At 49.7% G+C, this 26,326-nt stretch carries 21 protein-coding genes and 1 riboswitch; of the genes, 11 read left to right on the forward strand and 10 right to left on the reverse strand.

Annotated features, from left to right (window positions below; translation table 11 throughout):
• Positions 1–128: 128 nt before the first annotated feature.
• The gene (gene murI, locus RSC70_RS12750; protein ID WP_040045200.1) at positions 129–989 is read right to left on the reverse strand and encodes a glutamate racemase; all 861 of its coding nucleotides are present in this window, start codon (positions 987–989) and stop codon (positions 129–131) included.
• Positions 934–2,838: a TonB-dependent vitamin B12 receptor BtuB gene (gene btuB / locus RSC70_RS12755; RefSeq protein WP_332542638.1), complete on the reverse strand. Its 1,905-nt coding sequence runs from the start codon at positions 2,836–2,838 to the stop codon at positions 934–936. The genes murI and btuB overlap by 56 nt, the downstream gene beginning before the upstream one ends.
• A 65-nt stretch (positions 2,839–2,903) precedes the next feature.
• Positions 2,904–3,110: riboswitch (cobalamin riboswitch) on the reverse strand.
• A gap of 118 nt (positions 3,111–3,228) precedes the next feature.
• On the opposite strand from btuB, the gene trmA reads away from it, so the two are divergent.
• On the forward strand, positions 3,229–4,332 hold the full coding sequence (trmA, locus tag RSC70_RS12760) for a tRNA (uridine(54)-C5)-methyltransferase TrmA (RefSeq protein ID WP_332542639.1): 1,104 nt from the start codon (positions 3,229–3,231) through the stop codon (positions 4,330–4,332).
• Positions 4,333–4,411: 79 nt separating this feature from the next.
• Here trmA and RSC70_RS12765 read toward each other — a convergent pair whose 3' ends face one another.
• Together RSC70_RS12765 and fabR are read right to left on the reverse strand one after the other, a co-directional pair.
• Complete coding sequence (locus RSC70_RS12765; RefSeq protein ID WP_025801450.1) at positions 4,412–4,801, reverse strand: YijD family membrane protein; 390 nt, start codon at positions 4,799–4,801, stop codon at positions 4,412–4,414.
• Between the two features lie 21 nt (positions 4,802–4,822).
• Positions 4,823–5,485 carry an HTH-type transcriptional repressor FabR gene (gene fabR, locus RSC70_RS12770; RefSeq protein WP_282807985.1) on the reverse strand — a complete coding sequence of 221 codons (663 nt, stop codon included), beginning with the start codon at positions 5,483–5,485 and terminating at the stop codon, positions 4,823–4,825.
• Between the two features lie 243 nt (positions 5,486–5,728).
• Here fabR and sthA point away from each other — a divergent pair, with 243 nt between their 5' ends.
• The gene (gene sthA, locus RSC70_RS12775; RefSeq protein WP_025801452.1) at positions 5,729–7,129 is read left to right on the forward strand and encodes a Si-specific NAD(P)(+) transhydrogenase; all 1,401 of its coding nucleotides are present in this window, start codon (positions 5,729–5,731) and stop codon (positions 7,127–7,129) included.
• Here sthA and oxyR read toward each other — a convergent pair.
• On the reverse strand, positions 7,112–8,038 hold the full coding sequence (gene oxyR / locus RSC70_RS12780) for a DNA-binding transcriptional regulator OxyR (RefSeq protein ID WP_332542640.1): 927 nt from the start codon (positions 8,036–8,038) through the stop codon (positions 7,112–7,114). The genes sthA and oxyR overlap by 18 nt on opposite strands.
• A 151-nt stretch (positions 8,039–8,189) precedes the next feature.
• Here oxyR and RSC70_RS12785 point away from each other — a divergent pair, with 151 nt between their 5' ends.
• From RSC70_RS12785 to RSC70_RS12800, 4 genes are all read left to right on the forward strand, one after another.
• A complete protein-coding gene (locus RSC70_RS12785) occupies positions 8,190–8,924 on the forward strand; it encodes a glutathione peroxidase (RefSeq protein WP_025801454.1) in 735 nt (244 codons plus the stop codon).
• Between the two features lie 90 nt (positions 8,925–9,014).
• Positions 9,015–10,463, forward strand: a complete 1,449-nt coding sequence (locus RSC70_RS12790; RefSeq protein WP_234619787.1) for a dihydrolipoyl dehydrogenase — start codon at positions 9,015–9,017, stop codon at positions 10,461–10,463.
• A gap of 177 nt (positions 10,464–10,640) precedes the next feature.
• Complete coding sequence (locus RSC70_RS12795; RefSeq protein WP_234619788.1) at positions 10,641–10,904, forward strand: toxin HicA; 264 nt, start codon at positions 10,641–10,643, stop codon at positions 10,902–10,904.
• On the forward strand, positions 10,891–11,229 hold the full coding sequence (locus RSC70_RS12800) for a type II toxin-antitoxin system HicB family antitoxin (protein WP_063586071.1): 339 nt from the start codon (positions 10,891–10,893) through the stop codon (positions 11,227–11,229). The genes RSC70_RS12795 and RSC70_RS12800 overlap by 14 nt, the downstream gene beginning before the upstream one ends.
• 44 nt (positions 11,230–11,273) lie before the next feature.
• On the opposite strand, the gene argH is transcribed toward RSC70_RS12800, so the two are convergent.
• From argH to argC, 4 genes are all read right to left on the reverse strand, one after another.
• Entirely contained in the window at positions 11,274–12,647 is a 1,374-nt protein-coding gene (argH, locus tag RSC70_RS12805) for an argininosuccinate lyase (RefSeq protein WP_103008809.1), read from the reverse strand.
• Positions 12,648–12,805: 158 nt separating this feature from the next.
• A complete protein-coding gene (locus RSC70_RS12810) occupies positions 12,806–14,020 on the reverse strand; it encodes an argininosuccinate synthase (RefSeq protein WP_040045208.1) in 1,215 nt (404 codons plus the stop codon).
• A 75-nt stretch (positions 14,021–14,095) separates the two neighbouring features.
• Positions 14,096–14,875: an acetylglutamate kinase gene (gene argB / locus RSC70_RS12815; RefSeq protein ID WP_025801458.1), complete on the reverse strand. Its 780-nt coding sequence runs from the start codon at positions 14,873–14,875 to the stop codon at positions 14,096–14,098.
• A gap of 32 nt (positions 14,876–14,907) precedes the next feature.
• On the reverse strand, positions 14,908–15,918 hold the full coding sequence (gene argC / locus RSC70_RS12820; RefSeq protein ID WP_332542642.1) for an N-acetyl-gamma-glutamyl-phosphate reductase: 1,011 nt from the start codon (positions 15,916–15,918) through the stop codon (positions 14,908–14,910).
• 167 nt (positions 15,919–16,085) lie between these two features.
• Here argC and argE point away from each other — a divergent pair, with 167 nt between their 5' ends.
• From argE to RSC70_RS12835, 3 genes are all read left to right on the forward strand, one after another.
• Entirely contained in the window at positions 16,086–17,234 is a 1,149-nt protein-coding gene (gene argE, locus RSC70_RS12825) for an acetylornithine deacetylase (RefSeq protein ID WP_130933653.1), read from the forward strand.
• Positions 17,235–17,503: 269 nt separating this feature from the next.
• The gene (gene ppc, locus RSC70_RS12830) at positions 17,504–20,140 is read left to right on the forward strand and encodes a phosphoenolpyruvate carboxylase (RefSeq protein ID WP_332542643.1); all 2,637 of its coding nucleotides are present in this window, start codon (positions 17,504–17,506) and stop codon (positions 20,138–20,140) included.
• 341 nt (positions 20,141–20,481) lie between these two features.
• Positions 20,482–22,209 (forward strand): phosphoethanolamine transferase CptA, encoded by a 1,728-nt coding sequence (locus tag RSC70_RS12835; RefSeq protein ID WP_332542644.1) that lies wholly within the window; start codon positions 20,482–20,484, stop codon positions 22,207–22,209.
• 123 nt (positions 22,210–22,332) lie between these two features.
• Here the strand turns inward: RSC70_RS12835 and rpmE are convergent, their stop codons facing one another.
• Complete coding sequence (rpmE, locus tag RSC70_RS12840; RefSeq protein ID WP_025801463.1) at positions 22,333–22,548, reverse strand: 50S ribosomal protein L31; 216 nt, start codon at positions 22,546–22,548, stop codon at positions 22,333–22,335.
• Between the two features lie 258 nt (positions 22,549–22,806).
• Here rpmE and priA point away from each other — a divergent pair, with 258 nt between their 5' ends.
• Positions 22,807–25,002 carry a primosomal protein N' gene (gene priA, locus RSC70_RS12845; protein WP_332542645.1) on the forward strand — a complete coding sequence of 732 codons (2,196 nt, stop codon included), beginning with the start codon at positions 22,807–22,809 and terminating at the stop codon, positions 25,000–25,002.
• A 278-nt stretch (positions 25,003–25,280) separates the two neighbouring features.
• A complete protein-coding gene (cytR, locus tag RSC70_RS12850) occupies positions 25,281–26,309 on the forward strand; it encodes a DNA-binding transcriptional regulator CytR (protein ID WP_040045214.1) in 1,029 nt (342 codons plus the stop codon).
• Positions 26,310–26,326: the final 17 nt, after the last annotated feature.

Consider the following 26,326-nt stretch of genomic DNA (forward strand, 5'->3'; position numbering starts at 1 on the left):
GCGACGTTTGCGTCGTTGTTCCCAGTCAGTGGTGGCGCATTATAGGGACTTCTGAACGGCTGACAACCCCTAATTTAAAAAAACTTTTCAACCGCGCAAGTTTTCACCAAAAACCACATAATTGAGGATTAAATGCTCAACGCACGTAGTTCTGAGAAGCCTAAACGATGCAATACAGGCAAAAGCGCGTCGGTATCGCTATTTGTTTCTGTTGCATAGGCCAAATCATTTTCCGTGCTCAGCACATTTTCCTGATTAGCAATCAGCCAGGCCACACGACGGGCTATTGCGGCACCCGAATCAACTAAACGAGTCCCTGCGGGTAATACCGCTGCCAGTTCTTCGCGTAGTAAAGGAAAATGCGTACATCCTAGAACCACCGTATCTGGCGGTTCTGCCATCGACAACCAAGGACGCAGTATTTTTTTCAGCGCCGCATGATCAATCTCTTCACCATGCAACTTGGCCTCAGCCAGCTCCACCAGCTCAGCCGAGCCCAGCATTTTGATACTGCAATCTTTCGCAAAATGAGCAATCAAGTCGTGAGTATATGAACGCTGCACCGTCGCTCTCGTCGCTAACAAACCAACAACGCCGTTGCGCGTCAGCTTTGCCGCTGGTTTTATTGCGGGCACAACTCCAACGATAGGGCAGCTGAAGCGTTCGCGTAATGCAGGGAGCGTAATGGTGCTTGCGGTATTACAGGCGATGATAACAATAGAGAGAGGATGACGCTTTTGCACTTCGGCAACGGTTTTAACAACGCGGTCGATAATAAACGCTTCGTCTTTTTCCCCATAGGGGAATCCCTGATTGTCGAATGCATATATATAGTGGAGATCCGGAAGCAAATCACGGATCTCTTGATATACAGATAACCCACCCACGCCGGAGTCAAAAACCAGCGCAGTGGGTTTAGAAGTCGCTACATCATTAGAAGGTGTAGCTACCGGAGAGATAATATTCTCTACCTGCGGTTTGGTAGCCATAAGCCGTTTCATAATCTTTATCTAACAGGTTGGCGATTCTACCACGAACTGTTAGATGAGACGTAACGGGATAAGAGGCTGAAATATCGACGGTGCTGTAGCTTGGCAATACCTGTTGCGTATTGTTGTATTTAGACGTGTTGTTATCGTAACGACGACCATAATATTGATACGAGACATCCATATCGACATTAAACATGGTCCAGTCGAGCTGATATTTAGCCTGTCGTTTGGCACGACGCGCTAGTACTTCATCATTTTTATCATTACGCGGATCTAAATACTGCAATGTGACCTGATGTGTGAAGATCCCAGTATCAACGCTGCCCGTCCACTCGACGCCTTTAATCGTGGCAGAATCGATGTTGTCATAGCTACCCGCATAGGTGACAGGGTCGGAATAATAGGTAATCAGGTTTTCAATTTTGTAATGATACGCAGACAGACGCCAATCAAGTGGTCCAGTCAATCCCTCTAAACCTGCTTCCCACTGCTTCGACTCTTCAGGTTTTAAATTAGGGTTGGAATCAATGCCGAAACGCGTTGAACCAAATTGCTGTCCCAATGACGGAGCCAAGAATCCGGTGCCATAAGATAACGTAGCTCGATAGCCCGGCGTAAACTCCCAGCCCGCAGCCGTTTGCCAAGTACCGTGCCAGCCGAACTGCTCATCCTTGTCTTCGCGACCAGAGGCCTCCAACGTCACATCACCCAGTTTTTGCTGGCCACTTACATATAAACCGGTGTTATCACGTTTATAGGTATCTGACAGGCTGGTATCAGAAGATGTCAGACGCTGCTGTTGCCAATCCACACCCGCACTAATCTGACCATGCTCTAAGCTATAGGTATTACCCCATTGAATATTACGCTGGTCCATATCATCCAGCGTAGTGCCCTCGTGATAACGCCCGTACTCGCTACTGTAGTTATAAGCTTTTACTTTTTGATAGCTGCCCGTTAGCTGGGATGAATAAGCACCAGACAAATAGCGTAGACCCATATCGTAAGTGTGATTGTAGGTTTCGCTTTCATTTGCGCTATAAGCTGGGCTAGAGGGAGGACTGCCAAGGTCATAGTCACTATTGTTGGTATACCCATAACCACGAGCAAAGCCAGAAAACTCGTTGTTAAACTGGTGGTCTATACCGCCCCAGAAAGTCTTGGTGCGATAGCCATCATCATCATGATCGGGTTCGTACGTTGACCCCGGCTGCACGTTAAACCCTTTAGTGCTCTCATACGATCCCGCCAACGTAACCTTGGTGTTATCACTAATTTTCTGACGCACGCTTCCATCGTACTGCTGGAATCCTTTGGAGCCGACGCCAGCATTTATCTGCGCGCCTTCCTTATCGGTTTGCGTGATCACGTTGATAACCCCACCCATCGCCCCCGAGCCATACACGGCAGAACGTGGGCCACGAATATATTCAACGCGTTGAACCAGCGAAATTGGAATTTGATTGAAATCGGCCGTATTCGAAATTCCAGGACGAGCAACAGGAATGCCATCCACCAGCACGAGAACTTGGCTTGCGCTGGTCCCACGGATATACATCGATGCACTCTGCCCCATACCACCATTTTGGGCGATATCGACGCCGGGTAAACGCCGCATTACGTCATTGAGCGTTTTGGCCTGCCAGCGATCGATATCATCTCGAGTAACAATATCTGTAGGCGCTAGCACGGTGGAGACCGGCTGAGGAAAACGAGAAGCGGTGACGATGACATCGTCGTTAGTATTTGCGGATGATGATGAAAGTGTTTCGTTAGAATCTTGCGCCCAGCCAGAGAAAGCCGTGACAGACAAAGCCGCCATCAGCGCATTTTTTTTTATAGTCATAATAAGAGCATCCAAACTGAATTGGCAGGATGCCGCGAGCCGTGGCGTTAATTCGCGAAAACCACGTAAAGCGACGTGTACCGGCAGGTCTTCGGGCTTAGGATTTGTGCATCAATATTCATTGTTGAATACACACCAGGCAATGACTTCCCATCTATGATGACAGTGTCAAAATATCGCCGTGACTTCCCCATACCGCTGCGCGTCAGCTCCGGATTCAAACCGGATTCCCTTTTCACTCTCCACTGGAGACCGGGCCGCCATGCTAAGTGAAAACGTATTCAGGAGTCTAGACTTCTATGATTCGGATGTAGAATAAGTCACAAAGCTGGACATCATCATTCCATCGCCTACAATCGCCCCTCTATTATTATGCTAACGAGAATTGCCATGACACCGAACACGCTGCCAACCGATCAATATGATGCCCAACTCACGGAGAAGATCACCCGACTGGCCAACATGATGACCCCGTTTGCGGCACCGGAGATTGAGGCATTTCGCTCGCCGGCTAGCCACTACCGCATGCGCGCTGAATTCCGCGTTTGGCATGATGAAGGCGATCTCTACCACATCATGTTCGATCAGCAGACCAAACAACGCATTCGCGTCGATCAGTTTCCTGCCGCGAGCGAGCTGATTAACCGTTTGATGAGCGTGATGATGGATGAGCTAAAGCCAAACCACATTCTGCGCTTTAAGTTGTTCCAAATTGACTATCTGTCAACCATGAACAATAAAGTGGTGGTTTCTCTTCTTTATCACCGCAAGCTGGATGATGAATGGAAAGTGGAGGCTGAAGCACTTCGCGATCGCCTGCGTGCACAAGGTTTTGACTTGCAGCTTATTGGCCGAGCAACCAAAACAAAAATCTGTTTCGATCACGACTATGTTGATGAATGCCTACCTGTTGCTGGCCGTGACATGATCTATCGTCAGGTAGAAAACAGCTTTACCCAGCCTAACGCGGCCGTAAACATTAAGATGCTTGAGTGGGCGCTTGACGTTACACAGGATTCCAAAGGCGATCTGCTAGAGTTGTACTGTGGCAACGGCAACTTCTCCTTGGCACTTGCGCGTAACTTTAACCGCGTGCTCGCGACAGAAATTGCTAAACCTTCCGTAGCCGCTGCGCAGTTTAATATTGCGGCCAACCACATCGAGAATGTGCAAATCATTCGCATGGCGGCAGAAGATTTTACTCAGGCGATGAACGGCGTGCGCGAGTTCAAACGTTTGGAAGGTATCGATCTTAAAGGTTATCAGTGCGAAACCATTTTCGTCGATCCACCGCGTAGCGGCTTAGATGACGACACGTTGCGCATGGTTCAGGCGTATCCGCGGATCCTCTATATCTCATGCAACCCTGAAACGCTCAGCGCAAACCTAGAGACGCTGAACGAAACTCATCGGGTCACACGTTTGGCGCTGTTCGACCAGTTCCCGTATACCCATCATATGGAATGCGGCGTGTTGCTGGAAAAACGTGATTAAAAACGATTCAGATTAAAACGCAAAAAGGCAGCCAATGGCTGCCTTTTCTATTTGTATCGTCTATCAGTACGGCTCAGCATCACTCAGGATCGTGGAAGTCTTTTCCGCTATCAACCTCAGCGTTCTTCTTAAACGCCTTGATGCGATAGGCAATCCAGAAAACCAACACAATACACAGGAGGGTTGGCATAAAGTTAGAACCAATTTCTGGATACTCAACGCGAACAATGGCGCTATACATCAGCAAACCAAGCAGAAAACACGAAGAGGAAAGCACCGGCATACCTTCAGGCATAGAACAGTTCAGATATCGCTGATGCAGGCAATACACTGATAAAATCAGAGCCAGCAGGGGAAATACCGAAAATGATACGGCTGAGCTAAACAGTGCGGCAAAAGATCCGCTGATAGAAAGCCCCGCAACCAATGACAGAACCAATGTTCCCACATCCAAACGACTTTTAATCATGACCAACCCTATGCTTTAAATTTATTCCTGAGCCTGCTGCCCTGCATTTTCATGCAAATGCGCAATGTGTGCCTTCTCCTGCTCACGACGGTACCAATAATAAGCGCCCTTGGAAATCATCCGCAACTGCAAAACAAGACGTTCTTCCAACAAACGACGATGTTCCATATCAATATCTAACGCTTCGGCACCCGCGCTAAATACAATAGTCACCATCGCCTCGGCCTGTGCTTCAGTAAAACTGCGCGGCATGTGATTTTCGATTTCAAGGTAATCGGCAAGTTCCGCAATAAAGTGCTGAACCTCACGCTGCACCGCCGCACGGAACGCGGCAGAAGTACCGGAACGTTCCCGCAAAAGCAGGCGAAAAGCATTCGGGTTATTGCCAATAAATTCCATAAAAGTTGCTACTGATGTGCGGATAACGCTGCCACCTTTGGCAATACGTTGACGAGCCTGACGCATTAACTGGCGCAGCATCAGCCCACTTTCATCCACCATCGTTAATCCTAACTCGTCCACGTCACGAAAATGGCGATAGAAAGACGTTGGGGCAATACCAGCTTCACGGGATACTTCACGCAGGCTCAAACTCGCAAAGCTCCGCTCAGCGCTTAGCTGATTGAACGCCGCCTCGATCAGTGAACGACGAGTTCGTTCTTTTTGTTGCGCTCTGACACCCATATTAATATCCGGTTAAATGTAAGTTTCTTTATTCCACCGTCGGCTTTTTTTGATTTTGGCGCGGTAGTTCAGCGCCACTATATCAAACTTTACCCCAACCACGCTTCTATGACCTGTGATATGTATAGCTAGGATGACAAAAACAAGGTGCGTATTGCCATGAAAAGCGTAGGGGTGATTGGGGATGCGCGGTTATTATGTTAAGGTAACGTTGTATTTTTGTATAAGAAAGGCCTACCCTACATGCAACAGCACTATTCTTTTGATGCCATAGTGATTGGCTCAGGCCCCGGTGGTGAAGGCGCCGCCATGGGTCTGGTAAAACAGGGCGCGCGGGTTGCCGTTATAGAACGGCATTTTAGCGTTGGTGGCGGATGTACCCACTGGGGCACCATCCCTTCGAAAGCACTTCGCCACGCCGTTAGCCGCATAATCGAATTTAACCAAAATCCTCTCTACAGCGACAACTCTCGAATTCTTAAATCCACATTCCCTGATATTTTGCGTCATGCAGATAGCGTTATTAATCAGCAAACCCGCATGCGTCAGGGATTCTACGAGCGTAACCATTGCCAATTATTCTCCGGTGACGCCGAGTTTATTGATGCTAACACCCTCAGCGTTAGCTACCCAGACGGCACGCGCGATACCTTAACCGCCGATAACATCATTATCGCCTGTGGTTCACGCCCGTATCATCCGTCTGGCGTCGATTTCAAGCATCCGCGTATTTACGACAGCGACTCCATTCTGCAACTTAACCACGAACCGCAGCACATCATCATTTATGGTGCTGGCGTTATCGGCTGCGAATATGCGTCGATCTTCCGTGGATTAAGCGTGAAAGTGGATTTAGTCAATACCCGCGATCGCCTGCTTGCATTTCTCGATCAAGAAATGTCAGATGCACTCTCTTACCACTTCTGGAATAACGGCGTTGTTATCCGCCACAACGAAGAGTTCGAGCAGATTGAAGGCGTTGAAGATGGCGTCATCATGCATCTTAAATCCGGTAAAAAAGTGAAAGCCGATTGCCTGCTGTACGCCAATGGCCGTACAGGGAATACCGATGCGCTGAAACTGGAAAATGTCGGGCTTGAAGCCGATGGACGTGGCCTTCTGAAGGTCAATAGCATGTACCAAACGGCCATTTCACATATCTACGCCGTGGGTGACGTCATTGGCTATCCAAGTCTAGCTTCTGCGGCTTACGATCAAGGGCGCATCGCTGCTCAGGCCATTATGCAAGGCGAAGCTAACGTACATCTGGTCGAAGATATTCCTACCGGTATTTACACCATTCCTGAAATCAGCTCCGTGGGTAAAACCGAGCAGGAACTGACAGCAATGAAGGTGCCGTATGAGGTGGGCCGCGCACAGTTTAAACATCTGGCGCGCGCGCAAATCGCAGGCATGAGCGTGGGAAGTTTGAAGATCTTATTCCATCGCGAAACCAAACAGATCCTTGGGATCCACTGCTTTGGCGAACGTGCGGCTGAGATCATTCATATCGGCCAAGCGATCATGGAACAGAAAGGAGAAGGTAATACCATCGAGTATTTCGTTAATACCACCTTCAACTATCCAACCATGGCCGAGGCCTACCGCGTTGCTGCGTTAAACGGGCTAAACCGCCTGTTTTAAAGCGTTGCACTGCTGTGCCATGACGCCCTGCATATGCTCGCGGATCGCTTCCGCGAGCTGTTCATAGCGCGCGCGTAGCGGAGAGCCTGGACGATAAACTAACGCGATAGTTCGCTTCGGTTCAGGCTTATAGCATTGCAGATAGCAAATGCCATCGCGTTCACGTTCAGGTGGAACCGCTAATGCTGGCAGCAAAGTAATACCGCTCCCCGCAGCGACCATGTTGCGCAGCGTTTCTAAGCTGGTTGCACGGAAATGCGTATCTTCATCTGCCCCTGCTTGGAAACAGAATCCCATAGCCTGATCGCGCAGACAATGCCCGTCTTCCAGCATTAACAAATACTCACCGGCCAACTCAGACATCGCAATTTTATCTTTGTCTGCCAGAGGATGACCGTTATACACCGCTAGCTTCATAGGCTCATCAAACAATGGCACTTCAATAAATGCCTCGGTTTCTTTGACCAATGCCAGAATCGCACAATCCAATTTGCCGCTATCAAGCTGCGCTAACAATTGGTGGGTTTGCGCTTCATGCAAATACATTTCCAGCTTAGGGAAAGTCTTGTGCAGTGTTGGAATAATCTGTGGCAGTAAATAAGGCGCAACCGTTGGGATTAAGCCGATATGCAGTGGGCCGGACATCGCCTCACCCTGCTGGCTAGCCATCTCTTTAAGTACTTTAACCTCACGCAGAACCGTACGTGCCTGATCGACAAGTAATAATCCGGCTTGGGTGAACAGCACCTTACGGCTGGTACGCTCCAGAAGCATCACACCCAACTCATCTTCCAGCTTACGGATTTGACCACTCAGCGTAGGTTGGCTGACGTGGCATGAGTCGGCGGCGCGACGAAAATGGCGATGTTCAGACAGCGCCACTAGGTATTCTAAATCTCGAATATTCATATTTATCCTCCGAGCCATGATAGCTCATGGCGATAAATAAGATAGCAATGAACGATTAGAACTATCAAGCCTAAGAGTGAATAATGTCCATCAACGAACGGCGACATGCCAACACCAGTGATTTTTAATCTAATAATTAAAGGGTTAATCCATGTTTACTAGCCAAGAAGGTAAGAAAATTCCACAGGTAACTTTCCACACCCGTCAGGGCGACCAGTGGATTGACGTGACTACCGATGACCTGTTCAAAGACAAAACCGTTATCGTGTTTTCTCTGCCGGGCGCATTCACCCCAACCTGTTCATCAAGCCATCTGCCGCGTTATAACGAGCTGGCTCCCGTGTTCCATGAAAAAGGCGTCGACAGCATTCTGTGCGTTTCCGTTAACGACACCTTCGTAATGAATGCGTGGAAAGCTGACCAGAAAGCAGAGCACATCACTTTCGTTCCAGACGGCAACGGTGAATTTACCAAAGGCATGAACATGCTGGTCGAAAAAGCCGATCTCGGCTTTGGCCCACGCTCATGGCGCTATTCCATGCTGGTTCGTAACGGCGTGGTTGAAAAAATGTTTGTTGAACCTAACAAGCCAGGCGACCCGTTTGAAGTATCTGACGCAGATACCATGCTGAAATATTTAGCACCCGATTTCAAAGTGCAGGCTTCGGTTTCCCTGTTTACCAAACCAGGTTGCCCATACTGCGCTAAAGCTAAACAAATGCTGCAAGACCGCGGTATCCAATATGAAGAGATCGTGCTGGGTAAAGACGCGACCACCGTCAGCCTGCGCGCTGTGACTGGTCGAGCGACGGTTCCACAGGTTTACATCGGTGGACAACATATCGGTGGCAGCGATGACTTAGAAGTTTACCTGCAACAGGCATAATCACCTGCAAGTAGTCGTTATTATAAAAAAGTAAGCCAACATTTTGGCGGGCTCGTCCCGCCTTTTTTTCCGATTTCAGGAGATAGCTTCATGAAAGAACTCAATGTTGACGTGGCCGTTATCGGCGGCGGTACAGCAGGTTTAGGCGCCTATCGCGCAGCAAAACTCTCTACGCCAAGCGTTGTCATGATCGAAGGTGGCCCATTTGGCACAACCTGTGCTCGAGTTGGCTGTATGCCTTCCAAATTACTCATTGCCGCGGCAGAAGCCGTGCATCAAATCGAGCGCGCACCCAGTTTTGGCATTCACCCTCAGGGTGAAATAAAAATTGATGGCCGCGAAGTCATGGCTCGCGTTAAACGCGAACGCGACCGCTTCGTGGGTTTTGTGATGGAAGGCGTCATCAGTATTCCTGACAACGACAAAATTCTCGGTTACGCCCGTTTTATCGATGACAATACCCTACAAGTTGACGATCACACTCGTATCGTGGCAAAACGCATCGTTATCGCCACCGGTTCTCGCCCAACATGGCCAGCACCGTGGAACGACCTCGACGATCGCTTAATTATCAATGATGATGTATTCAACTGGGACGATCTACCTGAATCCGTTGCGGTATTTGGCCCCGGCGTTATCGGTTTAGAGATCGGCCAAGCGCTTCATCGTCTCGGCGTGAAAGTGAAAGTCTTTGGCGTCGGTGGTGCCGTAGGGCCCCTCACAGACAGCGATGTACGCGATTATGCTCGCCGCACTTTAGGCGAAGAGTTTTATCTCGATCCCGATGTGAAAGTCGAGATCATGCAACGCGAAGGCGATCGCGTATTTATTCGCTATCAGGATTTAGACGGTAAGCCACAGGAAATCATGGTGGACTACGTGCTGGCGGCCACCGGTCGCCGTCCAAACGTTGATAATCTCGCCATCGAAAATACGTCACTTGAGCTTGATGCACGCGGCGTTCCGGTCGCCGATCGACTGACCATGCAAACCAGCGTGCCGCATATCTTTATCGCTGGTGATGCAAGCAATCAGCTACCGCTGTTACACGAAGCCAGCGATCAGGCTCGAATTGCCGGTGATAATGCGGGTAGCTTCCCAGAAGTGAAGTCGGGACTGCGCCGTAGTTCGATTTCGGTGGTGTTCTCCGATCCGCAAATCGCCATGGTCGGTTCAACCTATCGTGAACTCAGCCAAAAATATGGTGCCTGTGGCTGCTTTGAGGTTGGCGAAGTCTCTTTCGAAAACCAAGGACGCTCTCGCGTTATGCTGCGGAACAAAGGCTTGTTGCATGTTTATGGCGAACAAGGAACGGGCAAATTCCTTGGTGCTGAAATGATGGGGCCGGAAGTTGAGCACATTGCACATCTGCTGGCATGGGCACATCAGCAAGGTATGACCGTCGATCAAATGCTGGATATGCCGTTCTATCATCCTGTAATAGAAGAAGGCTTGCGTACCGCATTGCGTGATTTACAAAGTAAGCTGCGCATCGGCGGCAGTGAAACCGAGCGCTGTATGCGTTGCCCGGGTGAATAACGTCGCGAATAGCTTCGCAAATTTCTCTACAAAACCGGGCATTGCCCGGTTTTTTTGTATAGTGCATTCCTAACTTAATCACTCCCGCTTGCCCCATTTCTTAACTCAGACACACTCACTTTCACTAAAATAATGCGATTGATTTAGTATCAATAACGATACTATTATGGAGGCAGTGTGAAGGAGCTTGGCGATCTTGCTGAAGAGTTACGTACACATTCAACCAACCTGTCTTTTAATGAGCTGGTCAAAGTCTGCATTCTGCTGTTTGGCCCACCGGGGCTGAATAGTGGGAGCCACAAAGTCTTTCATATGCCGTGGCATGGCGACCCCAGAATAAATATTCAGGCCGGCAAAAATGGCAAAGCCAAGATCTATCAAATTAAACAAGTTATTGCGGCAATAGAAAAATTGGAGCAGGCCTATCGTGACAACTCATAATCGCTTTACTGAGCACTATACTTATCGCATTACGTGGTCTGAAGAAGATAACGAATTCGTCGGGTTATGCAGTGAATTCCCGTCGCTGTCATGGTTAGCCGCTACGCGACAGGAGGCTCTAGATGGGATTATGGATCTGGTTTCCAGCGCGGTATCTGACATGTTAAGCAACGGAGAAATTCCGCCCGTAGCGCTGGCAGAGAAAAAATATAGCGGCAAGCTGGTATTACGTCTGGCTCCCGAACAACATCGACGCTTGGCTATTCTCGCCAGTGAAGAAGGCGTAAGTCTCAATCGATATCTATGCGCTAAGCTTTTAGGATAAAAAAACCGGGCATTGCCCGGTTTTTCATTGGTACAACGGCTGAACTAAAGCAGGCGCTGTTTTGCCTCGGCAATCGCCTGAGCGACCTGATGCGGAGAAACGCCACCTTTGGCACTGCGTTTATCCAAACAAGATTGCAGTGACAAAATAGGATAAACGTCATCGCCAATCACGCTGCTGAATTTCTGCAGTTCACTGAGGCTCAACGCTTCCAGAGCTTTACCCTGCTTAATCGCTCCCACCACCGCTTCACCCACAATATGGTGAGCTTCACGGAACGGAACGCCTTTCGCCACAAGGTAATCGGCTAATTCTGTTGCGTTAGCATATCCTTGTTCCGCGGCTTCTTGGCAACGAGGACGCTTCACTTGAATACCATCCAGCACCAGCGCCGCCATATGCAGACAGTCCATCCACGTATCCAGTGCGTCAAATAGGCCTTCTTTATCTTCTTGCATATCTTTGTTGTAGGCCAAAGGCAGGCCTTTCAACGTCATCATCATGCCGGTCAACGCGCCCTGCACGCGGCCACATTTGCCGCGAATCAGTTCTAATGCATCGGGATTTTTCTTCTGTGGCATCAACGATGAACCAGAAGTCACACGATCGGACAGCTCAACAAAGTTCGCTTCACCGCTGTTGAAAAAGATCAGATCTTCCGCAAAGCGCGACAAATGCACCATACCGATAGACGCATTAGAAAGCAGTTCCAATACGTGGTCGCGGTCAGAAACGCTATCCAAACTGTTGCGCGTTGCGCTAGCAAAACCTAGCCATTCCGCCAACTGTTCACGATCGATTGGATAAGCCGTGCCCGCCAAAGCCCCACACCCAAGCGGGCTCACATCCAAACGTTTCAACGTATCGTGCAAACGGCTTTCATCACGCGCTAGCATCTCGGCATACGCCAAACACCAGTGAGCAAAAGTCACGGGCTGGGCGCGTTGAAGATGGGTATAACCCGGCATCACCGCGTCCTGATTAGCTTCAGCCGTTACCACCAGTGCCTGCTGCAACTGCTGAACAGCCAATAACAACTCACCGATCTCATTCTTGCACCAGAGTTTCAGATCCGTGGCAACCTGATCGTTACGGCTACGCCCCGTGTGTAGTTTTTTACCTAAATCACCGACTTTATTAATCAGCTGCGTCTCAACCCAGCTGTGAATATCTTCTGCATCGCTGGCCAAAATCGCCTTAGGGTTTGCCTGAACTTCCTCCAGCAAAACACCTAACGCGTTTTCCAGCTTCTGCTGTTCTTCAACCGTTAAAACATTCACGGTCACCAGCGCCTTCGACCATGCCACCGAGCCGGTAATATCCTGCTCAGCCAATCGGTAATCAAACCGCAGTGAGTCATTAAATTGCTTAAACCGCTGGTCTGCCGCCTGACTGAACCGCCCGCCCCATAGTGCCATGTGATGCTCCGTTGAAATCGTAGTTTTCTTTAAGTACCCCCTCCCAACCTCCCCCTTCACAGGGGGAGGAGCAGAACTTGCTCTATGGCAAATTACAACTCGATCAGCCCCTCCCCTGCGAAGGGGAGGGTTGGGGTGGGGTCTTTCCTTTAATAAAATTATTTCTTCTCGTTCAGCGCACGAATACGTGATGACAACGAGAACAAGCGAATAAAGCCGCCCGCATGGCTGTGATCGTAAACGTCATCTTCGCCGAAGGTAGCAAACTCTTCGTTATACAGGCTGTTGCCAGATTTTTTCTGGATCGCCGTTGCCTGTCCTTTATACAACTTAATCACGACTTCGCCATTAACATCTTTGGCGATAGCGTCAGCGGCAGCCTGAATGGACTCACGCAGCGGCGCAAACCAACGACCATCGTATACAACATAGGACATTTCCTGACCAAGCTGCTCACGCCATTTAAAGCAATCACGATCCAGCACTAACTGCTCTACGCCGCGCAGTGCCGCCATCATAATGGTGCCCCCTGGGGTTTCGTAGCAGCCACGGGATTTGATCCCTACCAGACGGTTTTCCACGATATCAATACGGCCCACACCGTGTTTTGCACCCAAGACATTCAGCGCTTCTAAACAGGCAAACGGGCTCATTTTTTTGCCGTTAACCGCAACTACTTCGCCGTTTTCAACACCAACGGTCACTAATTCAGACTCATTTGGTGCATCCTCAGGGGAATTCGTCCAGACCCAGCAATCTTGGTTAGAGGCATTCCATGGGCTTTCAAGCACGCCGCCTTCGGTAGAAATATGCCAAGCATTGGCATCACGGCTGTAGATTTTTTCCAACGACGCGGTGGTTGGGATATCGCGCACTTTCAGATAATCCAGCAGCGCTTCACGCGAACGCAAATCCCACTCACGCCAAGGGGCAACCACTTTCAGCTGTGGAGCCAACGCGGTATAGGTTGTTTCGAAACGAACCTGATCGTTACCTTTACCGGTTGCACCGTGGCACAGCGCATCCGCTCCGAGTTTCAGGGCGAGTTCAACCTGCGCTTTGGCAATCAGCGGGCGCGCCATTGAGGTTCCCAGCAAATAGGTTCCTTCGTACAGCGCACCGGTTTTCAGCACAGGGTAAACATAATCTTTGATGAATTCTTCACGCAGATCGGCGATATAACAGGCTGAAGCACCAGAGCGCAGCGCTTTTTCTTCCACGCCAACCAAGTCTTCACGCTCTTGGCCGATATCTGCTACGAACGCGATGACTTCGCAGTCGCCGTAGTTTTCTTTCAGCCAAGGAATGATTGCCGACGTATCCAAGCCGCCAGAGTAAGCCAGAACGATTTTGCTGATGCCTTGCGTTGCCATAGTCTTTTCCTTTATCTCAATAACTTAAAATTATTTAGTTAGATTAGGTCGCTATTACCCTAAATTGACTGGTAATTAATTTGCGAGAATTCTGGTGCCTACCGGCACACCATTAAACAATGCCGGAAGTTTCTCGGCATGGCGCCAGCTTGCAATATCAACCGGCCTTCCCAGAGACCGAGCGGCATCAAGCGCAGCGTTTACTTTTACAATCATTCCATCGGTAATAATGCCTTGAACGATTAGTTGCTCTGCTTTGGCAGCCGTCATTTCTTCTATACGTTGCCCTTTACCATCCAGAATACCGCTAACGTCTGACAGCAAAATCAAATCCGCTCCTAAGGTTGCCGCCAATGCGGTAGCAGCCTGATCGGCATTCACATTCATCAATTCGCCTTCTGCGGTGATCCCGACCGAGCTGATAATCGGCAGGTAGCCTGTTGCTAACAGCGTTGTGACCAGCGCCGGTGAACCCGCTTTCGCTTTGCCCACATGACCAAGCTCTTCTGACAACTGGCTCACTTCAACCATATCGCCATCACCCAATGACAAACCTACCGCTGCAATTTTGTGTTTCTTGGCGCAGGCCAGCAGCGTTTTGTTTGCTGTGCCGGCGAGCGCACCGGTGATAATGCCGATCTGATCGGCTGGCGTAACGCGCAGTCCGTTCTTCTTCACTACCGGCAAATTGAGCTGTTTCATCAGATCATCCACCAAACAACCACCGCCATGAACAATCACCAGTGGTCGCTGATGGCTTTGGCGGTAAGCAACTAAAGCCTGAAACAAACGTTGCATCGCCTCTTCACTATCTAGCAGTACGCCACCTAACTTGATGATTAATGGATTATTCATAGCAGTCTCTTTTTAAAGTTAACGTTTGGTCGTTACAGCAATGATTGGGTTTCATTAAATCCAAAGCGAATATTCATGCATTGCACCGCTTGAGCCGCAGCGCCTTTCAGTAAGTTATCTTCGGCAGACACAATAATCAGGTGCTCGCCCTGAAGTGCAAAACCGATGTCGCAGAACGGCGTTCCCGCCACGTTTTTGATCGCCGGAACGCCTTTGTCATAGACGCGAACCAACGGCTTTTCTGCATACGCCTGCTGATAAACAACAGCGACCTGCTCAGCCGTTACACCCGCGGTTAATTTGCAGGTAATCGTGGCCAAAATGCCGCGAGGGAAATTGCCTAAGTGCGGAGTGAAAATCACCGGCGTTCCTAAATGAGTCGCGATTTCAGGCTGATGGCGATGAGTAAAAATGCCATAAGGCTGCAAACTTACTTCGCAAAAACTGGTCGTCATACTGGCTTTACGCCCTGCACCACTGACACCGCTAACGGCGTTGATAACCGGCCATTGGTTTAAATCGAGCAGACCCGCATCAATCAGCGGCTTTAATGCCAGCTGTGACGCTGTGGGATAGCAACCAGGAACGGCCACCAGTTGAGCCTGCTTAATATCTTCAGCACGCCACTCCGCCAATCCGTAAACCGCTTTGTCGAGCCAGTTGGCATGCTGGTGAGTAAATCCATAATAATCTTGGTAAAAACTGGCCTGATTTACCCGATAAGCACCGGACAGATCAAACACCACGCAGCCCATCTGTAAAAACTGAGGGGCGAGGTCATGGCTAACTTCATGCGCCGTAGCAAGAAAAACCACATCAACATCTTTTGCCATTGCCGCCACGTCGCTCATCGGCAACAACGGTAAATCAACAATGCCTTTCAACTGAGGGTGCAAATCAGAAAGCAACTTTCCCGCATCTGCACTTTGCGCTGAAACCGTTAAACCGGTTATGTTCATATGAGGATGGCGCTGCAGATAAGCGGCGAGTTCCGCGCCGGTATAACCGCTGGCTCCTACAATTAACCCGTTTAACGTAGACATGTATCGATTCCACCTTCTTAGTTTTTATGAAAGATTGTTGATCGGAAAAATTACATTTGGCGCTGCTCATCATAACTTTTACGGTTTCATTCGGCGAGCGCTTATTGTATTTTTATTCATAAATAATGCATGAATATTGATACTATCCTAACGAAAGGCTGTCAACAGTGAATATGAAATTACCGCCATTTATTGAGCTGTACCGTGCCCTGATCGCCACTCCATCCATTAGTGCAACGGACAGCGCGCTCGATCAAAGCAATGAAACATTAATCAACTTGCTCGCAGGCTGGTTTAGCGATCTTGGTTTTCGGGTTGAAGTGCAGGCCGTGCCACATACGCGTAACAAATTTAATCTCCTCGCCAGCTATGGTGAGGGAAGTGGCGGGCTGATGCTGGCGGGTCATACGGATACTGTGCCGTTTGATGATGGGCGCTGGACGCGCGATCCTTTCACACTTACCGAGCACGACAATAAGCTTTACGGGCTCGGCACCGCAGACATGAAAGGCTTTTTCGCTTTTATTCTGGATACGCTGCGCGATGTGGATTTGAGCCAGCTCAGCAAGCCGCTTTATATTTTGGCTACCGCCGATGAAGAAACCACCATGGCTGGCGCGCGTTATTTCGCCGCGACGACGCACCTTCGCCCCGACTGCGCCATCATCGGTGAGCCAACCTCACTCAAACCCGTGCGTGCGCACAAAGGACACTTATCAGAAGCGATCCGCATCACAGGACAATCTGGCCACTCCAGCGATCCCTCTCGCGGCGTAAACGCGATCGAACTGATGCATGATTCCATCGGCCATCTGCTGACGCTGCGTAACACGCTAAAAGATCGCTTCCACCACGATGCTTTTACCATTCCATATCCAACCATGAACCTTGGACATATTCACGGCGGCGATGCTCCTAACCGAATCTGCGCCTGCTGCGAATTGCATATGGATATCCGCCCGTTGCCGGGCATGACGCTTAACGATATCGACGAGTTACTCAATCAGGCACTTGCTCCAGTCAGTGAAAAATGGCCGGGCCGTTTAACCATCGAGCACATGCATGTGCCGATCCCTGGATATGAATGCCCAGTCCATGCCCCGCTGGTGCAGGTCATTGAGGGATTATTAGGCGAGCGTGCGGAAGTGGTGAACTATTGCACCGAAGCGCCATTTATTCAGGAAGTTTGTCCTACACTGGTCTTAGGGCCCGGCTCAATCGATCAGGCCCATCAGCCCGATGAATACTTAGCGACGTCGTTCATCCAGCCTACGCGTGATTTGATCGGCCAAGTGGTTAGACATTTTTGTAGATAATCGATGAATTACCGATCCGCGCTTTAATGAATTATTCGCAGTGAAAACGGCGGTGATATCACCCTATCGCCGCCGTTTGCAACGTAACTGTTATTAGAAACGTTAATTCCCGTCACCGTGTAATTAAATTTCAGTTAAATCACCAAATTCATGTCGTTTAGCAATAAATTGTGACAATTGACGTAGACAATGGAACGTGGCTTTATAAAAGAGGCGGTCTACGCCTTTCGGGTGAAAGAAATTTACATATTGGAGGGGTCAGGGGTCTTATGAACGAACAATATTCGGCAATGCGAAGTAACGTCAGTATGCTAGGGAAGCTGCTCGGCGACACCATCAAAGAAGCGCTGGGCGAGAATATCCTAGACCGCGTCGAGACTATCCGTAAATTATCAAAATCCTCACGTGCGGGTAACGATGCAAGCCGTCAGGAACTGTTAACGACGCTACAAAACTTGTCGAATGATGAGCTATTGCCGGTTGCCCGCGCATTTAGCCAATTCCTGAGTCTGACAAATACCGCCGAGCAATATCACAGCATTTCCCCTCATGGCGAAGCGGCAAGCAACCCTGAAGTGATGGCTCAACTCTTCACCCGTTTGAAAAACAACAATCTCAGCGATGAGCAGATCAAAAAAGCCGTAGACGATCTCTCCATTGAGTTAGTCCTCACCGCTCATCCTACTGAAATCACCCGCCGTACCCTGATTCATAAACTGGTTGAGGTTAACAACTGCCTTAGCCAGCTCGATCACAGCGATTTGGCCGATTACGAACGCAATCAAATCATGCGTCGTCTGCGCCAGCTCGTTGCTCAGTCATGGCATACCGATGAAATTCGTAAGAACCGCCCATCCCCAATTGATGAAGCGAAGTGGGGCTATGCCGTGGTGGAAAACAGCCTGTGGGAAGGGGTTCCTGCATTCTTACGCGAGTTTAACGAGCAGCTAGAAAATTCATTGGGTTACCAACTACCGGTTGAAGCTGTTCCCGTGCGTTTCACCGCATGGATGGGCGGCGACCGTGACGGTAACCCGAACGTGACTGCTGACATCACACGCCACGCTTTACTGTTAAGCCGTTGGAAAGCCACCGATCTGTTCCTGCGTGATATCGCCGTGCTGGTTTCTGAACTGTCGATGACAGAATGCACGCCAGAACTGCGTGCTCTGGCCGGTGGTGACGACGTTCAAGAGCCATACCGTGAGCTGATGAAAAAGCTGCGCACGCAGCTGACTGAAACTCAGGTTTATCTGGCCGCTAAAATCAAAGGCGAGCGCGCGACGCGCCCAGACAATCTGCTAGTGAAAAACGTGCAGCTTTGGGAACCACTGTACGCCTGTTACCAATCACTCAAAGCCTGCGGCATGGGTATTATCGCCAATGGCCAGTTGCTGGACACGTTGCGCCGCGTTCACTGCTTCGGCGTGCCGCTAGTGCGCATGGATGTTCGTCAAGAAAGCACTCGCCACTCTGAAGCCTTAGCTGAGCTCACCCGTTATTTAGGCCTCGGCGACTATGAAAGCTGGTCAGAAGCTGACAAACAGGCCTTCTTAGTACGTGAACTCAACTCCAAACGCCCACTGGTTCCACGCCAATGGGAGCCAAGCGCTGAAACTAAAGAAGTCTTTGATACCTGCCGCGTGATCGCGGAGGCACCTCAGGGCTCCATCGCCGCCTATGTTATTTCGATGGCGCGCACCCCTTCCGACGTTCTCGCTGTTCATCTGCTATTGAAAGAAGCAGGCTGCCCTTACGCGTTGCCTGTTGCTCCGCTGTTTGAAACTCTGGATGACTTAAATAATGCCGAAGACGTGATGACTCAGCTGTTGAGCATCGATTGGTATCGCGGCTTTATTCAGGGCAAGCAGATGGTGATGATCGGCTACTCTGACTCAGCAAAAGATGCAGGCGTGATGGCGGCATCATGGGCGCAATATCGTGCTCAAGAAGCCTTAGTCAACGTATGTGAAAAAGCAGGCGTGGCATTAACCCTGTTCCACGGGCGCGGCGGTTCAATCGGTCGCGGTGGTGCACCGGCTCATGCAGCTCTGCTTTCACAACCGCCGGGCAGCTTGAAAGGCGGTCTGCGTGTTACCGAGCAAGGCGAGATGATCCGCTTCAAACTCGGTTTACCACAGGTCACTATCAGCAGTCTGTCGCTGTACACCAACGCTATTCTGGAAGCTAACCTGTTGCCACCGCCGGCACCAAAACAGGAATGGCGTGATTTGATGGATGAGTTGTCAGACGTTTCCTGCGATATGTATCGTGGCTATGTACGTGAAAATAAGGACTTCGTGCCTTACTTCCGTTCTGCGACGCCTGAGCTTGAGCTTGGCAAACTGCCTTTGGGCTCTCGCCCTGCCAAACGTAAACCAAACGGTGGCGTAGAAAGCCTACGCGCCATTCCATGGATCTTCGCTTGGACGCAAAACCGTTTAATGCTGCCAGCTTGGCTGGGCGCAGGTGCTGCACTACAGGCCGCCGTTGATGAAGGAAAACAGTCAACGCTGGAAACCATGTGCCGCGACTGGCCGTTCTTCTCAACCCGCATTGGGATGCTAGAAATGGTGTTTGCGAAGTCAGATTTATGGCTGGCTGAATACTACGATCAGCGCTTGGTTGACGAAAAACTGTGGCCGCTAGGCAAACAGCTACGCGATCAGCTCTCGAAAGATATCAAAGTGGTACTCACCATCGCCAATGACGATCACTTGATGGAAGATCTGCCGTGGATTGCAGAGTCTATCGCGCTGCGCAATGTATATACCGATCCTTTAAACGTACTGCAGGCTGAATTGCTGCACCGTTCACGCTCGCTGCCGGAACCGGATGCTAACGTTGAACAAGCGCTGATGGTCACCATCGCAGGCGTTGCAGCCGGTATGCGCAATACAGGCTAATCTCCCCCTGACAATAGACGCGCTATCTCTTTAGGTAGCGCGTTTTTCTTCTAGCGCCCCACCAGATCATTCAAGTCCTCGCCAAACAACTGTACGTAATACTTTCCTTCAATGAAAAATCACAATACATAACGAACTTTTATTAAAAATTAGCATCTATTGTTACGAAAAAATAATATTGCTAGTATCGTCCGGTTTTATTGCAGCGCTTACTCGTTGTTCATTAATTCCGAGACACATGTTTATTGCGGTTTACTTAATCCGTTAATAAAAACTAAGGTTCCTTTAAGGTTAGATGACTAACATCCCCGCGGTGATATTCTCTGATAGGCTGAAATAATATGATTTCATCTCCAAACGCAGATAAGGCATTCAGCTGGAAAGCGTTATTCTGGCTTCTCCTGTTCTTTTGGTTTTTCTCTACAGTTCTTCAGGCTGTTATCCTCGTAACGGGATACAGCGGCTCCAACGGCATTCGCGATTCATTGCTGTACAGTTCCCTTTGGCTAATTCCCGTATTTTTATTCCCAAATAAAACCCGCATTATTGCTGCGGTTATTGGCATTATTTTATGGGCGGCCTCTCTGTGCTCCTTGGGCTATTACATCATCTACGGACAAGAGTTCTCCCAAAGCGTCCTGTTTGTGATGTTTGAATCGAATACCAGCGAAGCCGGAGAGTACTTCAGTCAATATTTCAGCCTTCATCTCGCTCTTCTATTGCTGGCTTATACCGTTGTTTGCGCGTTCTTATGGACTCGCGTACGCCCAGTATATATCCCATCATTCTGGCGTTATGTTATTCCAGCCGCGATCTTCTATGGCCTGATCGTTAATCCGCTGGCCTATAACATGGTGATTAAGAAACGTTCATTTGAAGATTCTTTACCGAGTCTAACGTCACGTATGGAGCCCGCGGCTCCATGGCAAATGATCACCGGCTATTTCGAATATCGTAACCAGCTTGCAAGCCTACAGGCGTTGATGAAAGAAAACAGCGCGTTGCCTCCGCTTGCAAACCTTACCGATACCAGTGGCAGCGCACCACGTACTCTGGTTCTGGTAATTGGCGAATCCACTCAGCGCGGCCACATGAGCCTGTACGGCTATCCGCGTGAGACTACGCCGCAGTTGGATGAAATCCATAAAACTGACAAGAATCTGACCGTGTTCAACGACGTGGTAACTTCCCGTCCTTACACCATCGAGATCTTGCAGCAGGCTCTGACGTTCGCTAACGAGAAGAATCCAGATTTGTATCTAACCCAACCTTCATTGATGAACATGATGAAGCAGGCGGGCTACAAAACCTTCTGGATCACTAACCAGCAAACCATGACCAAGCGTAATACCATGCTGACCCTGTTCTCCCAGCAGACAGATAAGCAGTATTACCTGAACCAACAGCGTACACAGAGTGCTCGTCAGTACGACGGCGACGTGCTGAAGCCGTTTAAAGAAGTAATGGCCGATCCTGCACCGAAGAAATTTATCGTGGTGCATCTGCTGGGTACACACATTAACTACAAATTCCGCTACCCAGAAGGATTTGATAAGTTTAATAACGCCGAAGGCGTGCCTCCAGGTTTAAGCCAGGATCAGATTGACTCTTATAACGAGTATGACAACGCTAACCTGTACAACGACTTCGTGGTTTCTAGCCTGATCAAAGACTACTCGGCAACGAACCCTAACGGCTTCCTGCTGTATTTCTCTGACCACGGTGAAGAAGTGTATGACACGCCTCCACACAACATTCAGGGACGTAACGAGGCGGCACCAACGCGCCATATGTACAGCATCCCGTTCATTCTGTGGACATCACCAAGCTGGCAGCAATCGCATCCGCGTGACTTTACTTCCATGACCAATCGTAAATACAGCAGCTCAGAGCTGATTCATACATGGTCTGACATGGCCGGTTTGAAATACGACCTGTTTAATCCAGAGAGAAGTTTGGTAAGTCCAAACTTTGTGGAAACGACACGTTGGATCGGCAACCCATATGCGAAGAAAGGTCTGCACGATTACGACAAATTGCCGTATGGCGATCAGGTAGGTAATCAGTAGTAGGTCATCAGTAAACGTAAAAAGCCTCTTCTTGAAGAGGCTTTTTTATTTATATGCCTATTTCACTGAATTTTAGGCAACAAAAAAGGCACCCTTAGGTGCCTTCTTCTTGAGCAAAAAGAATTACTTCTTAGTGCCTGGTACGCTGAAACGCTTGTTGAAGCGGTCAACACGACCACCGGTAGCAACATCACGCTGCTTGCCAGTATAGAACGGGTGGCAGTTACCACATACGTCCAGGTTCAGGTCGTGACCTGCGGTAGAATGAGTTTTAATCACGTTGCCGCAAGAGCAAGTTGCAGTGATTGCAACGTAGTTCGGGTGGATACCTTGTTTCATGGGATAACCTCAGTTAAGGCCGCGTCGCTATCCAGCCCTATTCCGCCAGACACCACGCGTGGTTGATAAATTTGGTTTGATAAAAAAGACTATCAAAGGCGGCGAATTATACAGAGATAAAACATCCACCGCAATCGAATTGCAAGTGGCTTTATTCATCTTCTATTACGACACGTAAAATCAGTGATATCAATTAAACTGATTCACTCCCCCCTCCCTGCATGTAAACTACGCATACATTTAGAAGCAGGATAAAACATGTCGGTCGCTCACGTAGCTTTACCCGTTCCATTGCCACGCACCTTTGATTACCTTCTGCCAGCAGGTGTGAAACCTGCCGTGGGTGTGCGGGTCAGTGTGCCTTTTGGACAGCGTAAAATGATCGGCATTATCACCGGGGTCAGCGAGCACAGCGAACTGCCGCTCGAAAATTTAAAGTCTATTCACCACATCATCGATGATGAATCGCTATTTTCCTCACGCATGTGGCACATGCTGCGCTGGGCAGCAGACTACTATCATTACCCGATCGGCGAGGTTTTATTTCATGCGCTACCGGTGATGCTACGTCAGGGGAAACCCGCCCAGCATGGGCAACTCTGGCAATGGGTAATCACGGAACAGGGCAAAGCGACCCTACCTGAGACACTCAAACGCGCCCCCAAACAGCAACAGGCACTCGCGATGCTGTTACAGCGCCCTCTGTACCGCCATCAGGTAGTTGAATGCGATCTCACCGATGCCGCACTACAAAGCATCAAAGCCAAAGGGCTGGCCGAGTTACGCGCTGAGTCGCCAGAGCTTCAAGACTGGCGTAAAAACTATGCGGTAAACGGCGAACGCTTAAAGCTAAACACCGAACAAGCCACCGCCGTGGGCGCAATTCGTAGCGAAGACAACCAGTTCAGCGCGTGGCTGCTGGCGGGCGTGACCGGCTCTGGTAAAACCGAAGTTTATTTAAGCGTCATCGAAAATATTCTGGCACAGGGCCGCCAAGCGCTGGTTTTAGTGCCTGAAATAGGACTCACCCCGCAAACTATTGCCCGTTTTAGAGAACGTTTCAACGCACCGGTTGACGTTCTTCACTCTGGTTTAAACGACAGCGAACGCCTCGCGGCTTGGCTACGTGCACGCAACGGCGAAAGCGCCATCGTTATTGGGACGCGCTCAGCGCTGTTTACGCCCTTTGCTCGCTTAGGCGTTATCATCATTGATGAAGAGCACGATGGCTCTTTTAAGCAGCAGGAAGGCTGGCGCTACCACGCGCGTGATTTAGCCGTATTCCGCGCACATCAGGAAGATATTCCAATCGTGCTGGGTTCGGCTACACCCGCATTAGAAACATTGCATAACGTTGAGTTGGGCAAATACCGTCGTTTGCGGCTCACGCAGCGAGCGGGAAACGCAAAACCAGCCACCCAACACTTGCTCGATTTAAAAGGCCTGCCGCTAAAAGCCGGTCTGGCACAGCCCTTGCTGCAACGCATGAAACAACACGTTGATGCCGGTAATCAGGTGATTTTATTTTTAAACCGCCGAGGTTTTGCTCCAGCGCTACTGTGCCATGAATGTGGCTGGATTGCCGAATGCCAGCGCTGCGATCATTACTACACCCTGCATCAGCAGCAACATCATTTACGCTGCCATCATTGCGACAGCCAAAAGCCAATCCCACGCCAGTGCCCACAGTGTGGTACCACCAATTTAGTGCCTGTTGGGTTAGGAACGGAACAATTAGAAACCGAGCTCGCAGCGCTTTTCCCTGATACGCCGATCACCCGCATTGACCGCGATACCACCAGCCGCAAGGGCGCGTTAGAACAACAATTGGCTGAAGTACACCGCGGCGGCGCTCGAATCTTGATCGGTACCCAAATGCTGGCGAAAGGCCATCACTTTCCGAACGTCACGCTGGTAGCTTTGCTTGACGTAGACGGCGCACTGTTTTCTGCTGATTTTCACTCTGCCGAACGTTTTGCCCAACTTTATACGCAGGTATCGGGACGCGCGGGGCGTGCAGGAAAACAGGGCGAAGTCATATTACAAACCCATCACCCAGAGCATCCTTTACTGCTGACGCTGCTTAATCAAGGCTATGACGCGTTTGCCGAGCAGGCCTTAAAAGAGCGCAAAAGCGTATTTCTTCCCCCGTATACCAGCCACATCATGGTACGCGCCGACGATCACGATAACCAAAATGCACCACAGTTTTTGCAGCAATTAAGAAATTTATTAGAAGCCAGCCCGCTGCGTGACGAATCATTCTGGATACTGGGGCCGGTGCCCGCGCTGCAACCCAAACGCGGAGGGCGATTCCGCTGGCAACTGCTGCTTCAGCATCCGTCTCGTGCTCGTTTACAGAAAATTGTTAAAGGCACACTGCCACTGATTGGCACCTTGCCAACGGTGAAAAAAGTGAAATGGACGGTGGACGTTGACCCTACCGATAACTGATCTGCCTTGATGAGAAAGACCATCAGACAGAGAGATAAAAATGATGATTTGCGATCCCGATCTAAAAAATCTATCTAGGTCACATTTCTCATGCAAATTAGGTAACAACAGCAGGGTGCATTCTGTTTAAAATGTGATCCATATGGTAATTCATGAACTGGTATGAGCATTCCAGACAATAAATTTGGGATGACGCAAGGAAGCTGGTTTTCATTCAGTAAAACAGGACGAGCAACACTCGCCGCGTCGGCGTTTCGCCAGACGCAAGGAGAACAGCGTTGGAAGAGAAGCAAAGCATGTCTGCTGCCACCATGAAAGATGTGGCTGAACACGCCGGTGTCTCAACGGCCACCGTTTCACGAGCATTGATGAACCCCGAGAAAGTCTCTGCGTCTACCCGTCAAAAAGTTGAACAGGCCGTATTAGCCGTTGGTTATTCTCCGCATGCGTTGGCCCGCAGCTCCAAGCGAAATGAATCGCGCACGATCCTGGTGATTGTGCCTGATATCTGCGATCCTTTTTTTGCCGAAGTGATCCAAGGCGTAGAACGCACCGCCGCTGAACATGGGTATTTAGTTTTACTAGGCGACTGTGCTCAGCAACAGCAGCAAGAAAAAACCTTCGTTAACCTTATTATCACTAAACAAATCGATGGCATGCTGCTGCTCGGCTCGAACGTTCCTTTTGATGCCAGCAAAGAAGAACAGAAAAATTTGCCACCGATGGTGATGGCTAACGAGTTCGCTCCCGAACTTGAACTTCCAACTGTCCATATCGATAACCTCACCGCAGCCTTTGAGGCCGTGCTCTATCTGCATGAGTTAGGTCATCATCGTATTGCCTGTATTGCTGGCCCTGAAAGTATGCCGCTGAGTAAATATCGCCTACGTGGCTATATTCAGGCATTGCGCCGCTGCGGTATAGCCGAAGAGAAAAGTTTTGTTGAGCGCGGCGACTTTACCTATGAAGCTGGCGCACAGGCCATGTATGCTCTTATGTCGCTGCCACAGCCACCAACGGCAATTTTCTGCCATAGTGATGTGATGGCGATTGGCGCGCTTTCTCAAGCCAAGCGCATGGGATTACGCGTACCCGACGACGTTTCTCTGGTAGGTTTTGACGATATCAAGCAGGCGCAGTACTGCGATCCTCCGCTGACCACCGTTTCTCAACCACGCTACCAAATTGGCCGAGAAGCGATGTTATTGCTGTTAGAACAGCTTCACAGTCGCTCTGTGGTAAGCGGTTCAAGACTGTTAGACAGCGAATTTATCGTCAGAGGAAGTACATCTGCGCCGAAACGCTAGTTAAATTGGGATGAGTT

The organism is Hafnia sp. (assembly GCF_036648275.1).
GTDB lineage: Bacteria > Pseudomonadota > Gammaproteobacteria > Enterobacterales > Enterobacteriaceae > Hafnia > Hafnia alvei.

Coding starts and splice junctions, on each gene's coding strand:
- murI (WP_040045200.1), bottom strand. CDS start 989: ATGGCTACCAAACCGCAGGTAGAGAATATTATCTCTCCGGTAGCTACA.
- btuB (WP_332542638.1), bottom strand. CDS start 2,838: ATGACTATAAAAAAAAATGCGCTGATGGCGGCTTTGTCTGTCACGGCT.
- trmA (WP_332542639.1), top strand. CDS start 3,229: ATGACACCGAACACGCTGCCAACCGATCAATATGATGCCCAACTCACG.
- RSC70_RS12765 (WP_025801450.1), bottom strand. CDS start 4,801: ATGATTAAAAGTCGTTTGGATGTGGGAACATTGGTTCTGTCATTGGTT.
- fabR (WP_282807985.1), bottom strand. CDS start 5,485: ATGGGTGTCAGAGCGCAACAAAAAGAACGAACTCGTCGTTCACTGATC.
- sthA (WP_025801452.1), top strand. CDS start 5,729: ATGCAACAGCACTATTCTTTTGATGCCATAGTGATTGGCTCAGGCCCC.
- oxyR (WP_332542640.1), bottom strand. CDS start 8,038: ATGAATATTCGAGATTTAGAATACCTAGTGGCGCTGTCTGAACATCGC.
- RSC70_RS12785 (WP_025801454.1), top strand. CDS start 8,190: ATGTTTACTAGCCAAGAAGGTAAGAAAATTCCACAGGTAACTTTCCAC.
- RSC70_RS12790 (WP_234619787.1), top strand. CDS start 9,015: ATGAAAGAACTCAATGTTGACGTGGCCGTTATCGGCGGCGGTACAGCA.
- argH (WP_103008809.1), bottom strand. CDS start 12,647: ATGGCACTATGGGGCGGGCGGTTCAGTCAGGCGGCAGACCAGCGGTTT.
- RSC70_RS12810 (WP_040045208.1), bottom strand. CDS start 14,020: ATGGCAACGCAAGGCATCAGCAAAATCGTTCTGGCTTACTCTGGCGGC.
- argB (WP_025801458.1), bottom strand. CDS start 14,875: ATGAATAATCCATTAATCATCAAGTTAGGTGGCGTACTGCTAGATAGT.
- argC (WP_332542642.1), bottom strand. CDS start 15,918: ATGTCTACGTTAAACGGGTTAATTGTAGGAGCCAGCGGTTATACCGGC.
- ppc (WP_332542643.1), top strand. CDS start 17,504: ATGAACGAACAATATTCGGCAATGCGAAGTAACGTCAGTATGCTAGGG.
- RSC70_RS12835 (WP_332542644.1), top strand. CDS start 20,482: ATGATTTCATCTCCAAACGCAGATAAGGCATTCAGCTGGAAAGCGTTA.
- rpmE (WP_025801463.1), bottom strand. CDS start 22,548: ATGAAACAAGGTATCCACCCGAACTACGTTGCAATCACTGCAACTTGC.
- priA (WP_332542645.1), top strand. CDS start 22,807: ATGTCGGTCGCTCACGTAGCTTTACCCGTTCCATTGCCACGCACCTTT.